The organism is uncultured Aquimarina sp., assembly GCF_947496855.1.
GTDB lineage: Bacteria > Bacteroidota > Bacteroidia > Flavobacteriales > Flavobacteriaceae > Aquimarina.
The window spans coordinates 279,678-296,560 of the sequence record NZ_CANMED010000002.1 but is presented as its reverse complement, the minus strand read 5'-3'; the positions used below and the strand labels follow the sequence as shown (position 1 = coordinate 296,560).

Here is a 16,883-nt window from a genome sequence, read left to right as displayed (position 1 = left end):
TTTTGTGAAACGTTTGATGCCTTCATTTTAAGACTAAACAAAAATTAACAATAACTATCATTAGCAACGGTAAACCCTTTGTATATTTGAGATTAGATAGTAATTTAAATGATTTTACCCGGAGATCGAAACACATAGTGTATGAAAAAAGAGGAATATAAAATCCATATCATTGGTGGTGGAGTAAGTGGATTAATTGCAGCTCAGGTATTAGAGAATTATGGATATTCACCAGTAATTATAGAAACTACAGGCCGTGCTGGTGGTCGTGTTAAGACGGATATGGTCGAGGGATATCAATTAGACCATGGTTTTCAGGTGTTGTTAACTGCATACCCTGCAGCTAAGAAATATTTGAATTTCGAGAAATTATCGCTACAAACGTTTTTATCGGGAGCGTCTATTTTTACTAATGGAAAGCAGAAAGTTATTGGTGATCCTCTTAGAAACCCTTCTCTTTTGATACCTACTTTATTATCTAACATAGGTAATTTCTCTGATAAAATAAAGGTATTGCGACTTAACTCAATGCTGAAGAAAAAATCAATCACTACAATTTTTGAAGAAAACGAAACTACTACACTGAATTACTTACAAGGTTATGGTTTTTCTAAAGAAATGATCAAGGATTTTTTTAAACCTTTTTTCAGTGGAATCTTCTTAGAACCTAACCTGGAAACCTCGAGTAGGATGTTTCAGTTTGTGTATAAAATGTTTGGAGAAGGATTCGCGGCATTACCAAAAAATGGTATCGAAGGAGTTGTTAATCAATTGGTTGATAAATTAGAAAAAACAAAATTTTTGTATAATACCTCTGTTAAACAAGTCATCGATGGCAGTGTATTCTTAGATAATGGAGAAGAACTAAAAAGTGATTTTACCATAGTTGCTGCACAGGCACATCAACTTATTACTAATCTCAATAATCAAGAGATGGAATGGAGATCTTGTGATACCTTCTATTTTGAAGTTGATGATAGAGTGATTGACAAACCGCTTATTGGCCTCATTACTGATAATGATGCTTTGATAAATAATATTTTTTACCATACTAGCTTACAAACTTCTGGAACGACCAACAAAGAACTTTTATCAGTTACTGTTGTTAAAAATCATCAACTTAATGAGAAAGAGTTAAAAGAAAAAGTGATAGAAGATTTAGATCAGTTTTGTGGTATTTCAGGATGTAAATTTATCAAGTACTATCATATCAAAAATGCACTTCCAAAGCTTAGAAATTTACAATATGAAATTTCTGCTACCGAAACTAAATTAACTAATACCATATTTTTAGCAGGCGATCAGCTGCTTAATGGTTCATTAAATGCTGCAATGATATCTGGAGAACGTGCCGCATTAGGAATTATAAAAACCTTAGAAGATGGCTTGATTGTAGAAGAATTCACTTCCGAATTTAATTAGAAAAAACTCCTTAGAAAGTGTGTTTGTGTGCTAGTAGTGTTTCAATATCCGTGTATGTTAGTGCTTTCTTATGACAGCTTTCCAGAACAATTGGAGGTGCTTTTCCATCTTTTTCAGCTTGTAGCCATCTAGAGATGCATAGACACCACTTGTCTCCGGGTCTCAGACCAGGAAAATTCCAGTAAGGCAAAGGAGTAGAAAGATCATTTCCTTTGGATTTAGTATATGCTAAAAACTCTGAGGTTACTATTGCACAAATAATATGAGTACCCGTATCTTCTGTATTAGTTCTACAAAGTCCATCTCTGTAATATCCTGTCATAGGTTCGCAACAACAAGGTTGTAAAGAAGTTCCCAGCACGTTTAATTCTATAGTCATTTTTTTAGTTTAAGATCTTGTGTTAAATAGAATCTACATGTGGAAATCTTTGATCATATTCTGTTTTTAGTCGTGTTAACTTTTTAAAAAAAGGAATATTTTCTTGATGTGTACGATTATTTTTAAAATGAACAAACTTGCCTTGTGCGTGGATACTAATACCGTTAGTTTTGTAAAGATAAAACTGATAGTAAGGAACAACCCATGTGAAATTTTGTAATCCTTTATTGATAGCTATTAAAATTCCACCGGGTCTCAATTCAATGCTTCCATAATTTACATCTGATACAGTATTTAAAATTTTATTCAGGTTAGGACTTACATTTTCTATGATCATACGTTTAGATCCGATACCTTTTAGCCTAATTGAATTGATCAGTGAAAAAGGTTTTCCAACCAGATCATTGATCTGTTCTTTGTTTTTTTTGTTTGAATATGTGGTGTTTAATATCATAAAGACAAATTATTGATTTATAAATAATTGTAATCTATACCGTTGGTACTCCTTTAAGACGTTTTTCTATTTTTCTTTTCTTAGCAGTAAGTCGTTTCATAATATCCATAAGTTTAGACTCTTGTGTCTTCTTATAGATTTCATTTATAGCCAAAACAAGTGATTTTGCTTCTCTAGAAGCAGCTACGCGATCACTGGTAGTCATATTACTCATCTTTCTACTTTCAAACTCTAAAGCTTTTTCAATAAGTTCCATACCTTTTAATTTTTAAATAAAGATACGAAATGTTTAACATTTTTCATAAATGTTTAAACAGGATTAACAATTAAATGTAAACATTTCTGAAGAAGAAGGGGAGTGGCTTCGTTTTATTGATAATTATGAATTGAATATGTGGGTTAATTATATAGAGATAATTCGTACTTACCGCGTTATTGATTTACTTTGAGGTTGTTCTCTAGCCAAAACTTCGAAGACCTATTTCAATCATTCTTGACTAAACAGATTACTTTGCTGCAGTACCTCTACTCGTGAAATTTTACCCGATTTGTCGAATGTAAAAATTTCTACGATATCACTACTTTCTTTATATTTTGGAGTGAGCCATACTTTATCGTGCATCATAAGCCTATTATCAGTTTCTGTTAAATGCTGAATTTCGTTGCGAACATCCGAATGTTTCTTAAGATCTGCCGCGCTGTTTTTATATAATGCCTCTATACCATCAACCTTTAGATCAAAGGTACCATCTTCACCGTACCTATTGACTTTTATACCATTCGTGAAATTTGCTACAAAAAGTTTCGCATCCTTTTGATTTACTGCTGCAACAATATTTTATGCCTTATCTGTTTTTGACATTCCTTGAGAAAATACCAGGATTGGAAAGAACATTAGCATCCCAATGCATACTAGTTTTAAGGTTTTCATGGATTCGTTCATTAAAAGTTAAACCAACTATTTTAAATTTGCTCTCCAAAAGTTAGTAAATTATTGTCCGGATCAAGAATAGAAAATTCCTTTTGTTTCCAAGGTTTTGTTTCCAGATATCCATTTGGATGGATTTTTATGCTGTTGTCTAATAATACTTGGTAAAACTTTTCAATATTCTCCACTCGGATATAAACTTGTCCATAATTTTCTTTTGGATCAAGTGTTTTGAACTCAAAAAAGTGAATCTCGATAGCATCCTTTTTTAGCATCAAGTAGTCATCATAATCCACCCTTCCTAATTGTTTAAAACTTAGCCCATTTATATAGAAATCCCTAGTAATGGTTTTATTCCGCATAGGTAGTTTTGGATGGATGTCTTTTAACATTTTAATGAGTTTATTAAAGTTTTAATTAAAACAGTATAATATCTAAAATAAGATAAACAGCAAATATTATGACTATTAGCTGTTTTTGCGATATTCTGAGCTTAAGTGTTTTGATAATCGTATCAGATTTTATAGCAATTACCAACAAAACTAATAATACAATTACAGTTTTAATCAATTCAGGGTATTCTTGAAACATAATTAAAATAAACTTTTAATTCCTTCTAAAATCTTATTAAACTTTGAATTATAATATAGAATCCCAGCGAATTAAAATTAATTAAAATTATAATATATGGTTTTTTACTCCTGTAATATAATGATTAAATTAGAATAAAGGACAGTCTAAAAGGCTAGTCGTCTTGACATTTGAAATGCGAAAGAACTACATTTTCTATACCTAGAATACGCAACTGATTTTCTTTTCTGCACAAATTTTAGTTGTCCTTTAGTCTACATCAGTATGACAAATATCATAGTTCCCTAACCCTTGTTGGATTACTTTTATAGTATTAAATCATATGGTTATGAAAAACATTTTGCTACCTACCGACTTTTCTGAAAATGCAGAAAATGCTATTAATTATGCATTGGAGTTCTTTAAAAATGAGCTCTGTACATTTTATATACTCAATGTGCAAAAAACTTCTAACTATATGATGGATGATCTAATGGCAGCTCCGGCAAATACCTCACTCCATCAGTCTGTAATTCATAATTCAAAAGAAAAGCTAAACCTTCTCATAGAAAAACTTCAACAAGAAATTAAACACGAGAATTATACATTTCTGGGGATTACTGATTATGATGTGTTTACGGATGCTATTAAGCAAGCAGTGAAATCTAAAGATATTAATCTTATCGTGATGGGTACTAATGGTGCAACTGGAACAAGAGAAGTAGTTTTTGGGAGTAATACGCTTAATGTGATACGTAAAATTGATTGTCCGGTATTGGTAATTCCACAAGGATATACTTTTGAAGGGCTGAAAACCATATTGTACACAATCGATTATAACGATCATTTCAATAAGGAGAATATAGAACCATTGGTCGATACGTTGATTAAATCCAAAGCTTCTTTAAGAATTCTGAAAATAAAAGAAGACGATACGGTTACTGTTGCTGATTTTGATGATAAGAAGCATTTAAAAGATTTTTTTAAAGACATCAATCATACATTTCATTCTATTACTAATGTGCCTACGCCTTTAGCGATCGATAGCTTTGTACAAATTATGAACGTGGATATGAATGCTATGTTTATACATAGAGAAACTTTTTTGGATCGATTCTTTCACGGTTCAGAAACCTCCAAAATAAGTTATGGCACTAGAGTTCCGTTGCTTATTATGCATAATTAATGTTATACAAAAACGTATCATAAGATGGTATACACTACTTTTCTTATTATCTATTTTTTGGTAGGAACGGTTATTGTCATTAAATTGATATTATATGGTATCCGCCCAACCAAAACCTTGGCTTGGATGTTGGCTATTTTTACAATTCCCGTTGGTGGAATGTTATTCTATCTTCTATTAGGTAGAAATCGAAGAAAAAATAAGCTTTTTCAGTTAAAAAGAACGGATGAAATTATTTCTTATTTAGAAAAAGCAGAAAGTCATTACGAACCTGTAACCGAAGAAGAATATCAAGAACATCAAAAGTTAATTAAACTCATTACTATGAACTGCGGTTTTGCGCCTAGTGCAGGAAATAACCTGAGACTTCTTAAAAATGGTGATACTACGTTTCAGGCAATATTCGAAAGCTTAAAAAGAGCAGAACATTTTATACACTTGCAGTACTATATTTTTGAAAATGGATATTTGGCTGAAGGGCTGTTCGATCTTTTTGAGCAAAAAGTAAAAGAAGGAGTTCAGATACGGATTCTCTATGATGGAATAGGAAGCCGGTCCTTAAGCAAAAAGTATATCCGGAAACTTCAGAAAGCAGGAGTGGAGATCTATAGTTTTTTACCCGTTAAATTTGGTAAATTTTTATCATCTATAAATTATAGGAATCATCGTAAAATCATTGTGATAGATAATAAAATAGCTTTTACTGGCGGTATTAATGTTTCTGATAAATATGTAACAGGTGACTCTAATTTAGGTATCTGGCATGATATGCATTTACAGCTAGAAGGTCCTGTTGTACATAGTTTACAGGCAATTTTTGTAATGGATTGGTACTTGATAAGTAACCATGAAGATATTTTAAGTACGTCTTACTTTACAACCTATAAGAAAACAGGAAATATGACCGCTCAAACTGTCCATAGTGGTCCGGATGAAGATTTCTCGGCTGCAAGACAATTATATTTTTCGTTGATCAATGAAGCTAAAAACTATGTGTATATTGCTAATCCATATATCATTCCTGGTGAAGCAATTCTGGAGGCATTAAAAGTAGCTGCTCTTAGTGGAGTGGAGGTAAGACTCTTACTTTCTGATATATCCGATAGTAAGGTTGTACGATGGTGTGTGCGCTCCTATTTCGAAAGATTGTTAGAAGCTGGTGTTAAAATTTATTTGTTTTCAGATGGTTTTCTTCATAGTAAAACCTTGGTTGCTGATGATACAATTTCCTCTATAGGTACTGCTAATTTGGATATTAGAAGTTTTGAGCAGAATTATGAAGTAAATGTCGCAGTATATGATGATACGTTTGCTATTGAACTAAAAAATGATTTTTTAAGCGATTGTGAACAGAGTATTCAGTTAGACTATGCTACTTTTGTGAATAGGCCTTGGAAAGAAAAGTTAAAAGAAGGAGTAGCCAAAATTTTCAGTCCGGTTTTGTAGAAAACACATATAATGAAAGCATCAAAAAATATAGGTTTGGTACTCTCTGGAGGAGGATTTAAGGGAGTAGCACATTTAGGAGCCATAAAAGCAATAGAGGAAGCAGGTATACATCCCAATTTTGTTTCCGGAACAAGTGCAGGAGCAATTGTAGGGGGGTTATACGCGGGTGGTTATGCGATAGAAGAAATCAAAGGTTTTTTTAGTAAAACGCCTTTGTTTAAATTGAATAGATTTACCAGAAAAAAGGCAGGTTTTTTAGATTCTGAAAAATTTTTTGATGATTTAATAAGATATTTCCCTCAAAACTCTTTTGAAAATCTGGAGAAAAAACTTTTTGTAACTGCTACCAACCTGGTGGAGGGGACGGTTATGGTTTTTAGTACTGGAGAGCTTATTAGACCCATATTGGCTTCTGCTGCTTTTCCCGGAATGTTTTCTCCAATAAAAATTGAAGATCAATTATATTCTGATGGAGGGATTTTAGATAATTTTCCGATTGAACCCTTAAAGGAACCCTGTGATATGATAATAGGTATCGATGTTACACCAATAAGAAAACCGAAAATTTCAGATTTTAAGCACTCTTACAACGTAATGCAGCGTGCATACTATCTGCGTGCGATGCCTAATTCTGAAACAAAATTTAAGCACTGCAACCTTATCATTCAACCAAAGGAACTGATAAATCACGGAATTTTTAGTAGTGGAAATCTGGATAAAATATTTGATGTTGGATATAAGGAAGCAAAGCAACAATTAGCAGTATATTTTGAGAATCAAAAACAAAAACAATGATTCAGGAACTTAAGAGTAATTATGGACATCTTTTTGAGAATGAACTATTAGAAGAAATTAATAGTGTGGCAACTTTTAAAGAGGTTTCCGAAGGTAATGAACTCATAAAACCAGGAAGTTATATTAAGTCGATGCCATTAATTATTAGCGGGGCGATTAAAATATTAAGAGAAGATCAGGATGGTGATGAATTATTACTTTATTTTTTAGAAAGAGGAGATACCTGTGCTATGACTTTATCTTGCTGTATTGGTCATCATAAAAGCGAGATCAAAGCAATTGCAGAAACAGATTCTAAACTGATCATGATTCCTATAGGAAAAATGGAAGAATGGACTGCAAAGTATAAATCTTGGAGGAATTTTGTTTTTGAAAGCTATCATAAAAGATTAATGGAAGCTATTGAAACGATTGACAATATTGCTTTTCTAAAAATGGATGAACGATTACTGAAATATCTTAAAGATAAAACCAAAGTCAATAAGGATATTATCGTGCATAATACGCATCAGGAAATAGCGTATGATCTGCACACTTCACGCGTAGTAATATCCAGATTACTCAAAAAATTAGAAGTAGAAGGTAAAATAAATTTAAACAGGAATAGTATTAAAATTCTGAATCTTTAAATCGAAGGAATTCCCTTTTTATTAGGATAGAAAAAATATTCCAGCCTACGCTGGAATGAGAATATGCAAACCATCTGATAATTATCTGTCATTCTAGTGTATGCTAGAATATAAAAATGAATTGTAAAAAGCTTTGATACTACGATCTCATTTTAATCCTATGTAACCATTGTTACTGTGACCATTTCAACCTGAAGTTATTTTTGTTAAAAAATAATTAATGGAAGGAATAGAAATTTTGGGATATTTTGGAGCATTGGCTATAGGAGTTGTATTAGGTTTAATAGGTGGAGGAGGTTCTATAATGACCGTACCAGTTTTTGTATACCTGATGCATATCAACCCTGTAACGGCTACTGCATATTCATTATTTGTTGTAGGCTCTTCGGCCTTAGTAGGAGCTATTAAAAACCTAAGAAAGGGGCTTGTTAGCTTCAGAACTGCCATTATATTTTCTATTCCTGCGTTTATTGCGGTGTATTTGACCAGAAAGTTTTTGATTCCGGCAATACCAGATAAACTTTTTTCTATAGTTGACTTTATTATTACCAAAGACATAGGGATCATGGTTTTTTTTGCAATGATTATGTTGATAGCTTCCATTGCTATGATAAAAAAGGGAAAAGAAACACCAGAAAAGAAGACTAAAGTATCCTACAATTACCCTTTGATTGTGATAGAAGGTATTGTAGTGGGGACGTTAACTGGAATTGTTGGAGCAGGAGGAGGTTTTTTAATAATTCCAGCTTTAGTTTTATTTGCAAGATTGCCTATGAAAAATGCAGTGGCCACATCTTTATTAATCATTGCGATTAAATCACTCATCGGATTTTTAGGCGATGTCGAAAATTTAGATATTGATTGGAGTTTTTTATTAGTATTTACAGGGATTTCTATTGTTGGAATTTTTATAGGAATGTATTTATCGAATTTTATAGAAGGAGAAAAATTAAAAAGAGGATTTGGTTGGTTTGTTTTAGTGATGGGTATTTATATCCTTATCAAGGAATTGGGGTAACCTTAATTTAGATTTTGTAACAATTGTTACTGTAAAAAGATAATATGAGTCGTATTTTTGAAGCTGAATACCGAAAAATAGGAGACTTCAATTTACGAAGTATAATATAAAATAATACAGATGAAGATAGAACAAATATATACAGGATGTCTAGCACAAGGCGCTTATTATATAGAAAGTGCGGGAGAAGTGGCGATTATAGATCCTCTGAGAGAGGTAAAGCCATATTTAGAGAGAACAAGGAATGATGAAGGAAAAATCAAATACATTTTTGAAACACATTTTCATGCGGATTTTGTAAGTGGACATGTAACCCTGGCTAAAGAAACCGGTGCAGAGATCATTTATGGACCTAATGCCAATCCATCTTTTGATGCTACTATTGCAGTAGATGGGCAAGAATTTAAACTTGGAGATATAACCATAGTTGCATTACATACCCCAGGTCATACTATGGAAAGTACAACCTATTTGTTAAGAGATAAAAATGGTAAAGATCACGCTATTTTTAGTGGTGATACGCTGTTTTTAGGTGATGTAGGACGTCCTGATTTAGCACAGAAAGCTGCTGATATGACACAAGAACAATTGGCAGAAACATTATTTGATAGTTTAAGAAATAAAATTATGCCTCTGGCCGATGATGTAATTGTATATCCAGCACATGGAGCAGGTTCTGCTTGTGGTAAAAATATGATGAAAGAAACGGTAGATTCTTTGGGAAACCAGAAGCAGATGAATTATGCGTTACGAACCGATATGACCAAAGAAGAATTCGTAAAAGAAGTTACTGATGGTTTATTACCACCTCCTCAATATTTTCCATTAAATGTGAAGATGAATAAGGAAGGATATGAAGATATAGGTGAAGTTTTGGAAAGAGGAACCAAACCATTATCGCCAGAAGAATTCGAAATGTTGGCTAATGAAACAGGCGCGATTGTATTAGATGTAAGACATCAAAACGAATATGTAAAAGGTCATATTCCCAGATCAATATTTATCGGGATACAAGGTGGTTTTGCTCCTTGGGTAGGTGCTTTGATCGCCGATGTAGCACAACCTATTTTACTAGTGACTCCAGAAGGTAAAGAAGAAGAAGCGATTACTCGACTATCTCGTGTGGGGTTTGATAAAACGTTAGGGTATCTGAAAGGAGGAATAGAAGCTTGGAAAAAAGCAGGTAAAGATTACGATACTGTATCATCAATAACAGCAGAGGAACTGAAAAATAAACTTAACACAGAAGAGACAGATGTTTTTGATGTAAGAAAAGAAAGTGAATTTGTTGCTGAGCATTTAGATAAGGCTAATAATGCGCCGCTGGATTTTATTAATGATTATATGAAAGATTTTCCTGAAGATAAATCATTCTATATCCACTGTGCTGGAGGATATAGATCTGTAATTGCAGCGTCTATATTAAAAAGTCGAGGGATACATAATCTTATTGATGTTGCCGGAGGCTTTTCAGCAATGAAAGAAGCAGGCATACAAACTACAGAGTATGTCTGTCCAAGTACATTAAAATAATGTATGGGATACCTAGTAAATTTCAAATTAATAAATTCTAAACTACATCTGATTTTGTTGATGTTTGGCATTTCAGGTGCTTTTTCACAACAAATTTCCAGAAATGAAAAGTCTAATACTGTAAAAGAAGACGATAAAATCATCATTGTAGATATCAATATAATAAAGAAAGAAGTAATACATAAAGATGTTCAGTTTGTGGATATTCGCACTCTCAAAGAGTATAATGCTGGATATATTGATGATGCGATTAATATTAGTATTGCTGACAAAGAAAAGTTTATTGTAGCGATTCAAGAATTGGATAAAGAAAAACCCGTTTATATTTATTGTTATTCTGGTTGGAGAAGTCACCGAGCTGCTAAGCTGTTGGTCACTTTAGGTTTTAACAAAATATATGATTTTAAAGGAGGATATAAAGCTTGGAATGAGAACCCAAAAAGATAGTATCGCTTAGAATAAATTATTGATTAAATTAATGAAAAATAGTTCCTATTGATTTCAAAAGCACTAGATACGTATTTCCCAAAGTTGGCGACAATGCCAGAATTAAAAGCTGAACTTGTAGCAATTAGTAGTATTCATACATTTGATGCTGGGACTGTAATTTTAAGGCAAGGAGCATATGTAAAAGTAATTCCATTACTTATTTCTGGGTTAGCTAAAGTCTTTAAAGAAGAGCAAACTCACGGAAATGAAGTGCTATTATATTATATAAAACCTGGAGAAAGCTGTGTGATGTCTGTAATCACTTTGGTAAAGAATGAAACTAGCCAGGTAAAGGCAGTTATCGAAGAAGATTCTGAAGTTGTTATTATTCCAGCAGACAGAGCTCTTGCCATAGCAAAAAAATATCCCAAGTGGAATGAGTTTATTTATGACCTTTTCAATCTTAAATTCGAAGAACTATTAAATGTCATAGAAATACTAACATTTTCTAACAAGGACACAAGATTATTAGAATATCTAAAAAAAGAGGCAAAGTTAAAAGGTCGCAATACGCTACAGACTACGCATCAGCATATCGCATATGATTTGGGGTCTTCTAGGGAAGTGATATCGCGATTACTCAAAAAACTGGAACAAGAAGGTTTTATACTTTTAAAACAAGGAACTATAGAACTGATTGATCAAAATTAATCTGATTTTACCCATTTTTCTGAAGTATTAAAGTTGACATAGATCTAAGATCATGAACATTAGTAGATTTCAAAGGTTCTAAGAATGATAATTGATGTTCTTGCATTATTAGAAATAGTAACTCTTTAGTAAGTAAAAATCGATCAGATTCATCACCTAATCTATAAACTCCATCTTCTATAGGTGTTACTTTATCTTCAATCCCTATATCAGAAGTCATTCTTATAAACAGGGTTCCAGAAGGTTTTAATACGCGGATAAGTTCTGAAAACATAGTTTTAAAGTGATCGGTGCTTTTAGCAAAATGTAGTACAGCACTACAAATGATATGATCAAAAAAAATATCATTATAAGGCAATTGCTCTAACGGGGCATTACTAAATTTAGTACTCCAATCGGGGTAGATGAGTTCCAAGTATTCGATCTGTTCAATTTCCTTATCTACCGCATATACATTAAATTTGTTTTTGTAAAACTAATATATATTTCTACCACTTCCACAACCAGCATCCAGGATTTTATCGTTTTGTGAATAGCGTTCTTTTAATATTTGATCTAATAAGTAGATATCTATATTTCCTAGTGCCGTTCTTAGTTTTTCGGTATGCATCATAAAATAACCTTAGTTGTAACAATTGTCACATCTTTTACTGATTTTCTTAAATAAATTTGTTTCACAATAAATTGAGAAAGTCAAAAATAATACTCAAATTTTTTAAAAGAAACAACTACTAATTTATTTTCAAGATACTTATTTGCTAGCTGTTTGATAAATAAAACCTAAAAACAAAAAAATGAATGCGGATGCACAAAGGATTTAAATTGTTGATTGTTTGTGTTATATGTTCGAGTATTGTGTTAGGAGTAGTGCTAATCATTGAATTTTTTTAACATAAAAAATATAAGCATATGAAAAAGAATATGGGCGGCTTAGACCGCATTATAAGAATACTAGTAGCTATCGTGATTGGGATACTATACTTCACCGGAGTTATACAAGGTACTATAGGCTATGTATTATTAGGGCTTTCTGCAGTATTTGTACTTACTAGTTTTATTAGCTTTTGTCCGTTATATACTATCGTTGGATTAAATACGTGTAAGGTTAAATAGGTTTTTCTAACTAATAAAATAAGTTAAATATAAGACTAGTTTGTCATAGTAAGTCAATTAGAAAAGGACCTTTTAAATAAGGGAACTGAAGTGTATTGCACCAAATGATTGGATAAAGAAGTTAATTGTTTTTTAGAAATTATAAAAGTACAAGTTGTTCTTTACAATGATTTTTTTGAGTTTTTATGTTTTACATGGCAGAATAAAATAACTCGAGTGTAACATAAGTTACTTATTTCTCCTAAAAAATATTAGTTATTTGCACGAAATTGAAAAGCAAATGAATTGGATATATGAACCTTGGCCTTGGTACGTTTCAGGACCATTAATAGCTTTAGTAATGTTTCTGTTGCTGATAATAGGCAAAAAATTTGGTATGTCATCTAATCTTAGAACGATGTGTACGATTTGTGGAGCAGGAAAAACAGTAGACTTTTTTAAGTTTGACTGGCGAGCTCAGCGTTGGAATCTTATTGTAGTTTTAGGTGTAATTATTGGAGGTTTTATTGCAGAAAATTATTTATCTAATACTATAGCTGTTGATTTAAACCCGAAAGTTGTTACTGACCTTCAGGCCAAAGGGTTTAATAACGTAGGGAATGGATATATGCCTGATATGTTATTTTCTAATGATGTTTTTACAGACCCAAAAGGCTTAGCAATCCTTATAATTGGGGGGTTCTTGGTTGGGTTTGGTGCACGTTATGCAGGAGGTTGTACTTCTGGTCATGCGATCTCTGGATTGAGTGATTTACAGCTGCCATCTCTTATTGCAGTTGTTGGTTTCTTTGTAGGAGGTTTGACGATGATACATTTAATATTCCCATTAATATTTTAATAAATGCGTACAATTATATATTTAGCAATTGGTATTTTTTTTGGAATTATACTGTTTAAATCAGAAGCAGCTTCTTGGTTTAGGATTTATGAAATGTTTCAATTTGCCTCTTTCCATATGTATGGGATTATAGGCTCTGCAGTTGGACTTGGTATTATAGCTGTTCAATTAATTAAAAGATTTCGTGTAAATTCAATTTATGGAGAGAAAATAAATATTGCCCCAAAAGAAAAAAGTTTTAGCCGCTATATATTCGGAGGAATTATTTTTGGTTTAGGTTGGGCACTAGCTGGAGCTTGTCCTGGTCCTATGTTTGTTTTAGCAGGAGCTGGATATTTACCAATACTTATTGTAATCGCAGCTTCAATAGGAGGGACTTTTCTATATGGATTGTTTAAAAATAAATTACCGCACTAGTTCAGTGTTAGTTCATTTTCGGGAGTTTTCTTTTGTTGCCAGCAGTTGATGTTATAAAATGTTGTTTCTGCAATGTTTGTTAAAGCTTCTTTAGTGGCAAAAGCCTGATGAGGTGTTATAAGAACATTAGGTAAGTCAATTAGTTGTTGCAATAATTCATCATTTGGTTTGACTTCAGAACGATCGTAGAAGAAAACACGATCTTCATATTCATAAACATCGGATCCGTAAGCTGTAATTCTATTCCATTTTAGTGCTTCTATTATTTCCGAAGTATTTACGACTGCTCCTCTGGCAATATTAATGATATAGACTTCTCGTTTCATTAATTGAATAAGATCTGCATCGATCATATAATGAGTTTCTGAAGTAAGAGGAACACTAAGCATAATAATGTCTGATTGTCGACATAAGTCGGATAATGCTACATATTCAATATTATATTGTTTTGTAAAACCTTTATCTATATCAATATCCTGCGCTATAACTTTACACCCAAATCCAAGCATAATCTTAGCAATTACTTTTCCAATTTTACCGGTTCCAATGATTCCTACAGTTTTGTTATTAAGGTCAAATCCAATAAGATTGTTTAGAGAAAAGTTATAAGAAGTTACTTGTTGATTAGAAAGTATCAATTTACGATTTAATGCTAATAATAGGGCCACCGCATGTTCTGCAATCGCATTAGGTGAATATTCTGGAGTGTTTGCAACTTTTATTCCTAATTTGTGTGCAGTTTTTAGATGTATATTATCATAACCAGCAGAACGTAAAGTAATATATTTAACGCCAAAATCGAATAATAACTCTAATACTTTTGACGAGGCATCATCTGCAGAAAAAATGGAGATGACATCAAACCCTAAAGACAGCATGGCTGTTTTAGAAGTAAGTCTTTCTGGAATATACTTAATCTGATATATGTCCTTATTTGCTTTTTCTAGAAAGGGAATCTCAAAATCTTTGGCACTATATATCAATATCTTCATTGTTCAGTTCTTCTTCAATAATTAAGAGTTTTTGTCCTTTTAATGCCCAAATCAATACTTTTATATAGTCTCCAGTTGCTTTTTTTATGTTTTCGGGTTCTGTAATATCAATAGATCCTTTCCAAATTAATTCTCTTTTTTTATCTGGACAGATACAGTATAAGGATGTTTCTGCATGGTAGATTTCATATTCCTCATAGTAGCCATCTTCATAATAAATACTTTGGTTTTGATAATAATCATCTTTAAAGTTTCTGAAATCTTTATCCATATTTCGATAAGCATTTACTACCGTTACTTTATCCTCTATAGCTACTACTTTTGATAATAAGATAGCATCAAAACCTGATTCTAGGAGTTTATTTTCTATAGCCATAAGCTCTTCTTCAGTTTTTGGTGATTTAGTAAATGATTTTTCAAAAAAATCAATGCTTTTTTCTGACGTCACCCCATTCTTTTTGAGAGAAGCAGTTAGTTTCTTTTCGAATACTTTTCGTGTATCAGTGTCGGATGTCATTCCTATCACTAATACTTTATTAGCTTCAAAACTATCAATATCTGGATTTTTCCAAACCTCGACAAGTTCACTGGATGAACAACTGATTAAAATTACTGTTATTCCTAGTAAGAAGAGTTTATTTAACTTATTCATAGATCCTATATTTAATTGAAAAAATTATTAGAATTCCTTAATCGAGTTATAATTTGATTTACTTTTTTTAAAATAATCCCTTATCAAAGCTTTTGTTTGGTTTTCGGTCATACTATCAGCTTTAAGAACGGCTTTTACTTTTGCTCCGACTTGTTTATAATTTTCTTCTAATTCTTTATTGAATTTTTCACCAGTTTCTGCAGGTCCATAGATTACAATTCCACTAGCATTTTCTATAAGTGGAATTATTTTTTTAAAATATTTTTTAAATTGATGTTTTTCTCGCTCTAGGTATTTACTATCCTGAACTACATCTTGCGGTCCTCCTTTAAACCGAGTTCCTGACCCTCCGTGAATACGATAATCTTCTATTTCAGAAAAAATTGTGGTTATATCTTCATTGTTTTCTTTGATGTCGATGATATAAGCTTTTTCCTTATCCATCCATATTCCTGTGTTTTTCATAACTCGTAAATTTTAGTTTTTAATATCATGTAATGCTAATACGGGTACTTTAGAATGGTATCCAAGATCCTTAACCATGGGTCTAGAAAAGATACTCCCGAAGAAACTATGTTTTCTATTTATGAAAGTGATCATATCGCTATTTCTGCTTTCTACAAAAGCACTGAGTCCTCCTTTTACATCCACATTACTTAAGGTGTGAAATGTGTGCGGTATGGTTTCAAAATATTCTTTCAATAATTTTTGATTACTTTTTTGTTGATCACTTAAAATTTCTTCATTAGATATGTGAAGAAAACGAACTGCTGCATTACTGATTTTAGCAATTTCGATCAAATATTGTAGCTCTCTGCGTTTAAAATGTGCCTCATAATCTGTGGGGAATACAATTTCTTTAGGTTCTGTATATACTACATCTTCTGGGATTGCCATTACAGGACAGTTTCTTACTTTTTCCATAACCAAAACGGTATTACTACCATAAATTACATCACTTGCATTAGTAGTTCCCTTGGTTCCCATGATAACCATTTCTATGTCTTGTTTATCTATGAGATCCTTAATCCCTCCGAGTAAGCTATTAAATTGAGAAATCATAAAGAATTTGTGATTTGGGTACTGGTCTCTAAAAGAAATTCGTTCTAAAATTTTACTCAGTCCTTTTTCCGATTTTTCTTTGGATTCTTCATACACTCTTTCTCCCGGTTCAGGGATCATCATACTTTCTAATGCATAGCCTGTAGCGTTAAAAACATTGAGCACGTAAAAATCACATTCTTCATTTTTATAAAGCTCAATAGCATAACTTATAGCATTCCATGCGTTTTTAGAAAAATCTGTTGGCAATAAAATCTTCTTTTTCATCAGAATAGGTTTTAATGATTAACAGTTTAAAAATATGAT

Annotated in this window: 22 protein-coding genes and 1 pseudogene; 12 read left to right on the top strand and 11 right to left on the bottom strand. The window is 32.1% G+C overall.

The features are described 5' to 3' along the window. The first annotated feature begins 141 nt into the window (after positions 1 to 141). Complete coding sequence (locus Q0921_RS07365; RefSeq protein WP_299255516.1) at positions 142 to 1,422, top strand: FAD-dependent oxidoreductase; 1,281 nt, start codon at positions 142 to 144, stop codon at positions 1,420 to 1,422. Between the two features lie 10 nt (positions 1,423 to 1,432). On the opposite strand, the gene Q0921_RS07360 is transcribed toward Q0921_RS07365, so the two are convergent. From Q0921_RS07360 to Q0921_RS07340, 5 genes are all read right to left on the bottom strand, one after another. Then, positions 1,433 to 1,795, bottom strand: coding sequence for a DUF2237 domain-containing protein (locus Q0921_RS07360; RefSeq protein ID WP_299256125.1), 363 nt, complete (start codon positions 1,793 to 1,795; stop codon positions 1,433 to 1,435). Between the two features lie 28 nt (positions 1,796 to 1,823). After that, positions 1,824 to 2,255: a hypothetical protein gene (locus tag Q0921_RS07355; protein WP_299255514.1), complete on the bottom strand. Its 432-nt coding sequence runs from the start codon at positions 2,253 to 2,255 to the stop codon at positions 1,824 to 1,826. A 34-nt stretch (positions 2,256 to 2,289) separates the two neighbouring features. Beyond that, positions 2,290 to 2,511: a hypothetical protein gene (locus Q0921_RS07350; RefSeq protein ID WP_299255512.1), complete on the bottom strand. Its 222-nt coding sequence runs from the start codon at positions 2,509 to 2,511 to the stop codon at positions 2,290 to 2,292. A gap of 231 nt (positions 2,512 to 2,742) precedes the next feature. Beyond that, a complete protein-coding gene (locus tag Q0921_RS07345; RefSeq protein WP_299255510.1) occupies positions 2,743 to 2,880 on the bottom strand; it encodes a hypothetical protein in 138 nt (45 codons plus the stop codon). A 338-nt stretch (positions 2,881 to 3,218) separates the two neighbouring features. Next, entirely contained in the window at positions 3,219 to 3,575 is a 357-nt protein-coding gene (locus Q0921_RS07340; protein WP_299255508.1) for a VOC family protein, read from the bottom strand. 527 nt (positions 3,576 to 4,102) lie between these two features. Here Q0921_RS07340 and Q0921_RS07335 point away from each other — a divergent pair. The 8 genes from Q0921_RS07335 (at position 4,103) to Q0921_RS07300 (ending at position 11,503) form a co-directional block, all read left to right on the top strand. Continuing rightward, entirely contained in the window at positions 4,103 to 4,939 is an 837-nt protein-coding gene (locus Q0921_RS07335; RefSeq protein ID WP_299255506.1) for a universal stress protein, read from the top strand. 24 nt (positions 4,940 to 4,963) lie between these two features. Next, positions 4,964 to 6,385, top strand: coding sequence for a cardiolipin synthase (cls, locus tag Q0921_RS07330; RefSeq protein WP_299255504.1), 1,422 nt, complete (start codon positions 4,964 to 4,966; stop codon positions 6,383 to 6,385). Between the two features lie 12 nt (positions 6,386 to 6,397). Then, positions 6,398 to 7,183 (top strand): patatin-like phospholipase family protein, encoded by a 786-nt coding sequence (locus tag Q0921_RS07325; RefSeq protein ID WP_299255502.1) that lies wholly within the window; start codon positions 6,398 to 6,400, stop codon positions 7,181 to 7,183. Beyond that, a complete protein-coding gene (locus Q0921_RS07320; protein ID WP_299255500.1) occupies positions 7,180 to 7,812 on the top strand; it encodes a Crp/Fnr family transcriptional regulator in 633 nt (210 codons plus the stop codon). Before Q0921_RS07325 ends, Q0921_RS07320 begins: the two co-directional genes overlap by 4 nt. 220 nt (positions 7,813 to 8,032) lie before the next feature. Next, positions 8,033 to 8,830, top strand: coding sequence for a sulfite exporter TauE/SafE family protein (locus tag Q0921_RS07315; RefSeq protein ID WP_299255498.1), 798 nt, complete (start codon positions 8,033 to 8,035; stop codon positions 8,828 to 8,830). 120 nt (positions 8,831 to 8,950) lie between these two features. Beyond that, entirely contained in the window at positions 8,951 to 10,363 is a 1,413-nt protein-coding gene (locus Q0921_RS07310) for an MBL fold metallo-hydrolase (protein ID WP_299255496.1), read from the top strand. A gap of 3 nt (positions 10,364 to 10,366) precedes the next feature. Further along, on the top strand, positions 10,367 to 10,810 hold the full coding sequence (locus tag Q0921_RS07305; protein ID WP_299255494.1) for a rhodanese-like domain-containing protein: 444 nt from the start codon (positions 10,367 to 10,369) through the stop codon (positions 10,808 to 10,810). Positions 10,811 to 10,858: 48 nt separating this feature from the next. Then, on the top strand, positions 10,859 to 11,503 hold the full coding sequence (locus Q0921_RS07300) for a Crp/Fnr family transcriptional regulator (RefSeq protein ID WP_299255492.1): 645 nt from the start codon (positions 10,859 to 10,861) through the stop codon (positions 11,501 to 11,503). A 7-nt stretch (positions 11,504 to 11,510) separates the two neighbouring features. Here the strand turns inward: Q0921_RS07300 and Q0921_RS07295 are convergent. Together Q0921_RS07295 and Q0921_RS07290 are read right to left on the bottom strand one after the other, a co-directional pair. Next, a pseudogene (locus Q0921_RS07295) lies at positions 11,511 to 11,954 on the bottom strand (methyltransferase domain-containing protein); the annotation flags it as partial. Positions 11,955 to 11,978: 24 nt separating this feature from the next. Next, complete coding sequence (locus Q0921_RS07290) at positions 11,979 to 12,116, bottom strand: hypothetical protein (RefSeq protein ID WP_299255490.1); 138 nt, start codon at positions 12,114 to 12,116, stop codon at positions 11,979 to 11,981. Positions 12,117 to 12,412: 296 nt separating this feature from the next. Here Q0921_RS07290 and Q0921_RS07285 point away from each other — a divergent pair, with 296 nt between their 5' ends. The 3 genes from Q0921_RS07285 to Q0921_RS07275 all read left to right on the top strand — a co-directional run bounded on the left by Q0921_RS07285 (position 12,413) and on the right by Q0921_RS07275 (position 13,871). Beyond that, positions 12,413 to 12,616 (top strand): DUF2892 domain-containing protein, encoded by a 204-nt coding sequence (locus tag Q0921_RS07285; RefSeq protein WP_299255488.1) that lies wholly within the window; start codon positions 12,413 to 12,415, stop codon positions 12,614 to 12,616. A gap of 280 nt (positions 12,617 to 12,896) precedes the next feature. Further along, positions 12,897 to 13,454: a YeeE/YedE thiosulfate transporter family protein gene (locus tag Q0921_RS07280; RefSeq protein WP_299255487.1), complete on the top strand. Its 558-nt coding sequence runs from the start codon at positions 12,897 to 12,899 to the stop codon at positions 13,452 to 13,454. A gap of 3 nt (positions 13,455 to 13,457) precedes the next feature. After that, the gene (locus Q0921_RS07275) at positions 13,458 to 13,871 is read left to right on the top strand and encodes a DUF6691 family protein (protein WP_299255485.1); all 414 of its coding nucleotides are present in this window, start codon (positions 13,458 to 13,460) and stop codon (positions 13,869 to 13,871) included. Here the strand turns inward: Q0921_RS07275 and Q0921_RS07270 are convergent. From Q0921_RS07270 to Q0921_RS07255, 4 genes are read right to left on the bottom strand one after another with little or no spacing between them, the layout of a single operon-like run. Then, entirely contained in the window at positions 13,868 to 14,863 is a 996-nt protein-coding gene (locus Q0921_RS07270; RefSeq protein ID WP_299255483.1) for a 2-hydroxyacid dehydrogenase, read from the bottom strand. The two genes, Q0921_RS07275 and Q0921_RS07270, sit on opposite strands and share 4 nt — an antisense overlap. Next, on the bottom strand, positions 14,844 to 15,515 hold the full coding sequence (locus Q0921_RS07265) for a hypothetical protein (RefSeq protein WP_299255481.1): 672 nt from the start codon (positions 15,513 to 15,515) through the stop codon (positions 14,844 to 14,846). Before Q0921_RS07265 ends, Q0921_RS07270 begins: the two co-directional genes overlap by 20 nt. A gap of 27 nt (positions 15,516 to 15,542) precedes the next feature. Next, entirely contained in the window at positions 15,543 to 15,980 is a 438-nt protein-coding gene (locus Q0921_RS07260; protein WP_299255479.1) for a hypothetical protein, read from the bottom strand. 12 nt (positions 15,981 to 15,992) lie between these two features. Beyond that, positions 15,993 to 16,844 carry a universal stress protein gene (locus Q0921_RS07255; RefSeq protein ID WP_299255477.1) on the bottom strand — a complete coding sequence of 284 codons (852 nt, stop codon included), beginning with the start codon at positions 16,842 to 16,844 and terminating at the stop codon, positions 15,993 to 15,995. Between the last annotated feature and the right edge of the window lie 39 nt (positions 16,845 to 16,883).

Bases quoted from the DNA above. Each gene is read 5' to 3' on its own strand.
- Q0921_RS07365 (WP_299255516.1), top strand. From the start codon at position 142: ATGAAAAAAGAGGAATATAAAATCCATATCATTGGTGGTGGAGTAAGT.
- Q0921_RS07355 (WP_299255514.1), bottom strand. From the start codon at position 2,255: ATGATATTAAACACCACATATTCAAACAAAAAAAACAAAGAACAGATC.
- Q0921_RS07350 (WP_299255512.1), bottom strand. From the start codon at position 2,511: ATGGAACTTATTGAAAAAGCTTTAGAGTTTGAAAGTAGAAAGATGAGT.
- Q0921_RS07345 (WP_299255510.1), bottom strand. From the start codon at position 2,880: ATGATGCACGATAAAGTATGGCTCACTCCAAAATATAAAGAAAGTAGT.
- Q0921_RS07340 (WP_299255508.1), bottom strand. From the start codon at position 3,575: ATGTTAAAAGACATCCATCCAAAACTACCTATGCGGAATAAAACCATT.
- Q0921_RS07335 (WP_299255506.1), top strand. From the start codon at position 4,103: ATGAAAAACATTTTGCTACCTACCGACTTTTCTGAAAATGCAGAAAAT.
- cls (WP_299255504.1), top strand. From the start codon at position 4,964: ATGGTATACACTACTTTTCTTATTATCTATTTTTTGGTAGGAACGGTT.
- Q0921_RS07325 (WP_299255502.1), top strand. From the start codon at position 6,398: ATGAAAGCATCAAAAAATATAGGTTTGGTACTCTCTGGAGGAGGATTT.
- Q0921_RS07320 (WP_299255500.1), top strand. From the start codon at position 7,180: ATGATTCAGGAACTTAAGAGTAATTATGGACATCTTTTTGAGAATGAA.
- Q0921_RS07315 (WP_299255498.1), top strand. From the start codon at position 8,033: ATGGAAGGAATAGAAATTTTGGGATATTTTGGAGCATTGGCTATAGGA.
- Q0921_RS07310 (WP_299255496.1), top strand. From the start codon at position 8,951: ATGAAGATAGAACAAATATATACAGGATGTCTAGCACAAGGCGCTTAT.
- Q0921_RS07305 (WP_299255494.1), top strand. From the start codon at position 10,367: ATGGGATACCTAGTAAATTTCAAATTAATAAATTCTAAACTACATCTG.
- Q0921_RS07290 (WP_299255490.1), bottom strand. From the start codon at position 12,116: ATGATGCATACCGAAAAACTAAGAACGGCACTAGGAAATATAGATATC.
- Q0921_RS07285 (WP_299255488.1), top strand. From the start codon at position 12,413: ATGAAAAAGAATATGGGCGGCTTAGACCGCATTATAAGAATACTAGTA.
- Q0921_RS07280 (WP_299255487.1), top strand. From the start codon at position 12,897: ATGAATTGGATATATGAACCTTGGCCTTGGTACGTTTCAGGACCATTA.
- Q0921_RS07275 (WP_299255485.1), top strand. From the start codon at position 13,458: ATGCGTACAATTATATATTTAGCAATTGGTATTTTTTTTGGAATTATA.
- Q0921_RS07270 (WP_299255483.1), bottom strand. From the start codon at position 14,863: ATGAAGATATTGATATATAGTGCCAAAGATTTTGAGATTCCCTTTCTA.
- Q0921_RS07265 (WP_299255481.1), bottom strand. From the start codon at position 15,515: ATGAATAAGTTAAATAAACTCTTCTTACTAGGAATAACAGTAATTTTA.
- Q0921_RS07260 (WP_299255479.1), bottom strand. From the start codon at position 15,980: ATGAAAAACACAGGAATATGGATGGATAAGGAAAAAGCTTATATCATC.
- Q0921_RS07255 (WP_299255477.1), bottom strand. From the start codon at position 16,844: ATGAAAAAGAAGATTTTATTGCCAACAGATTTTTCTAAAAACGCATGG.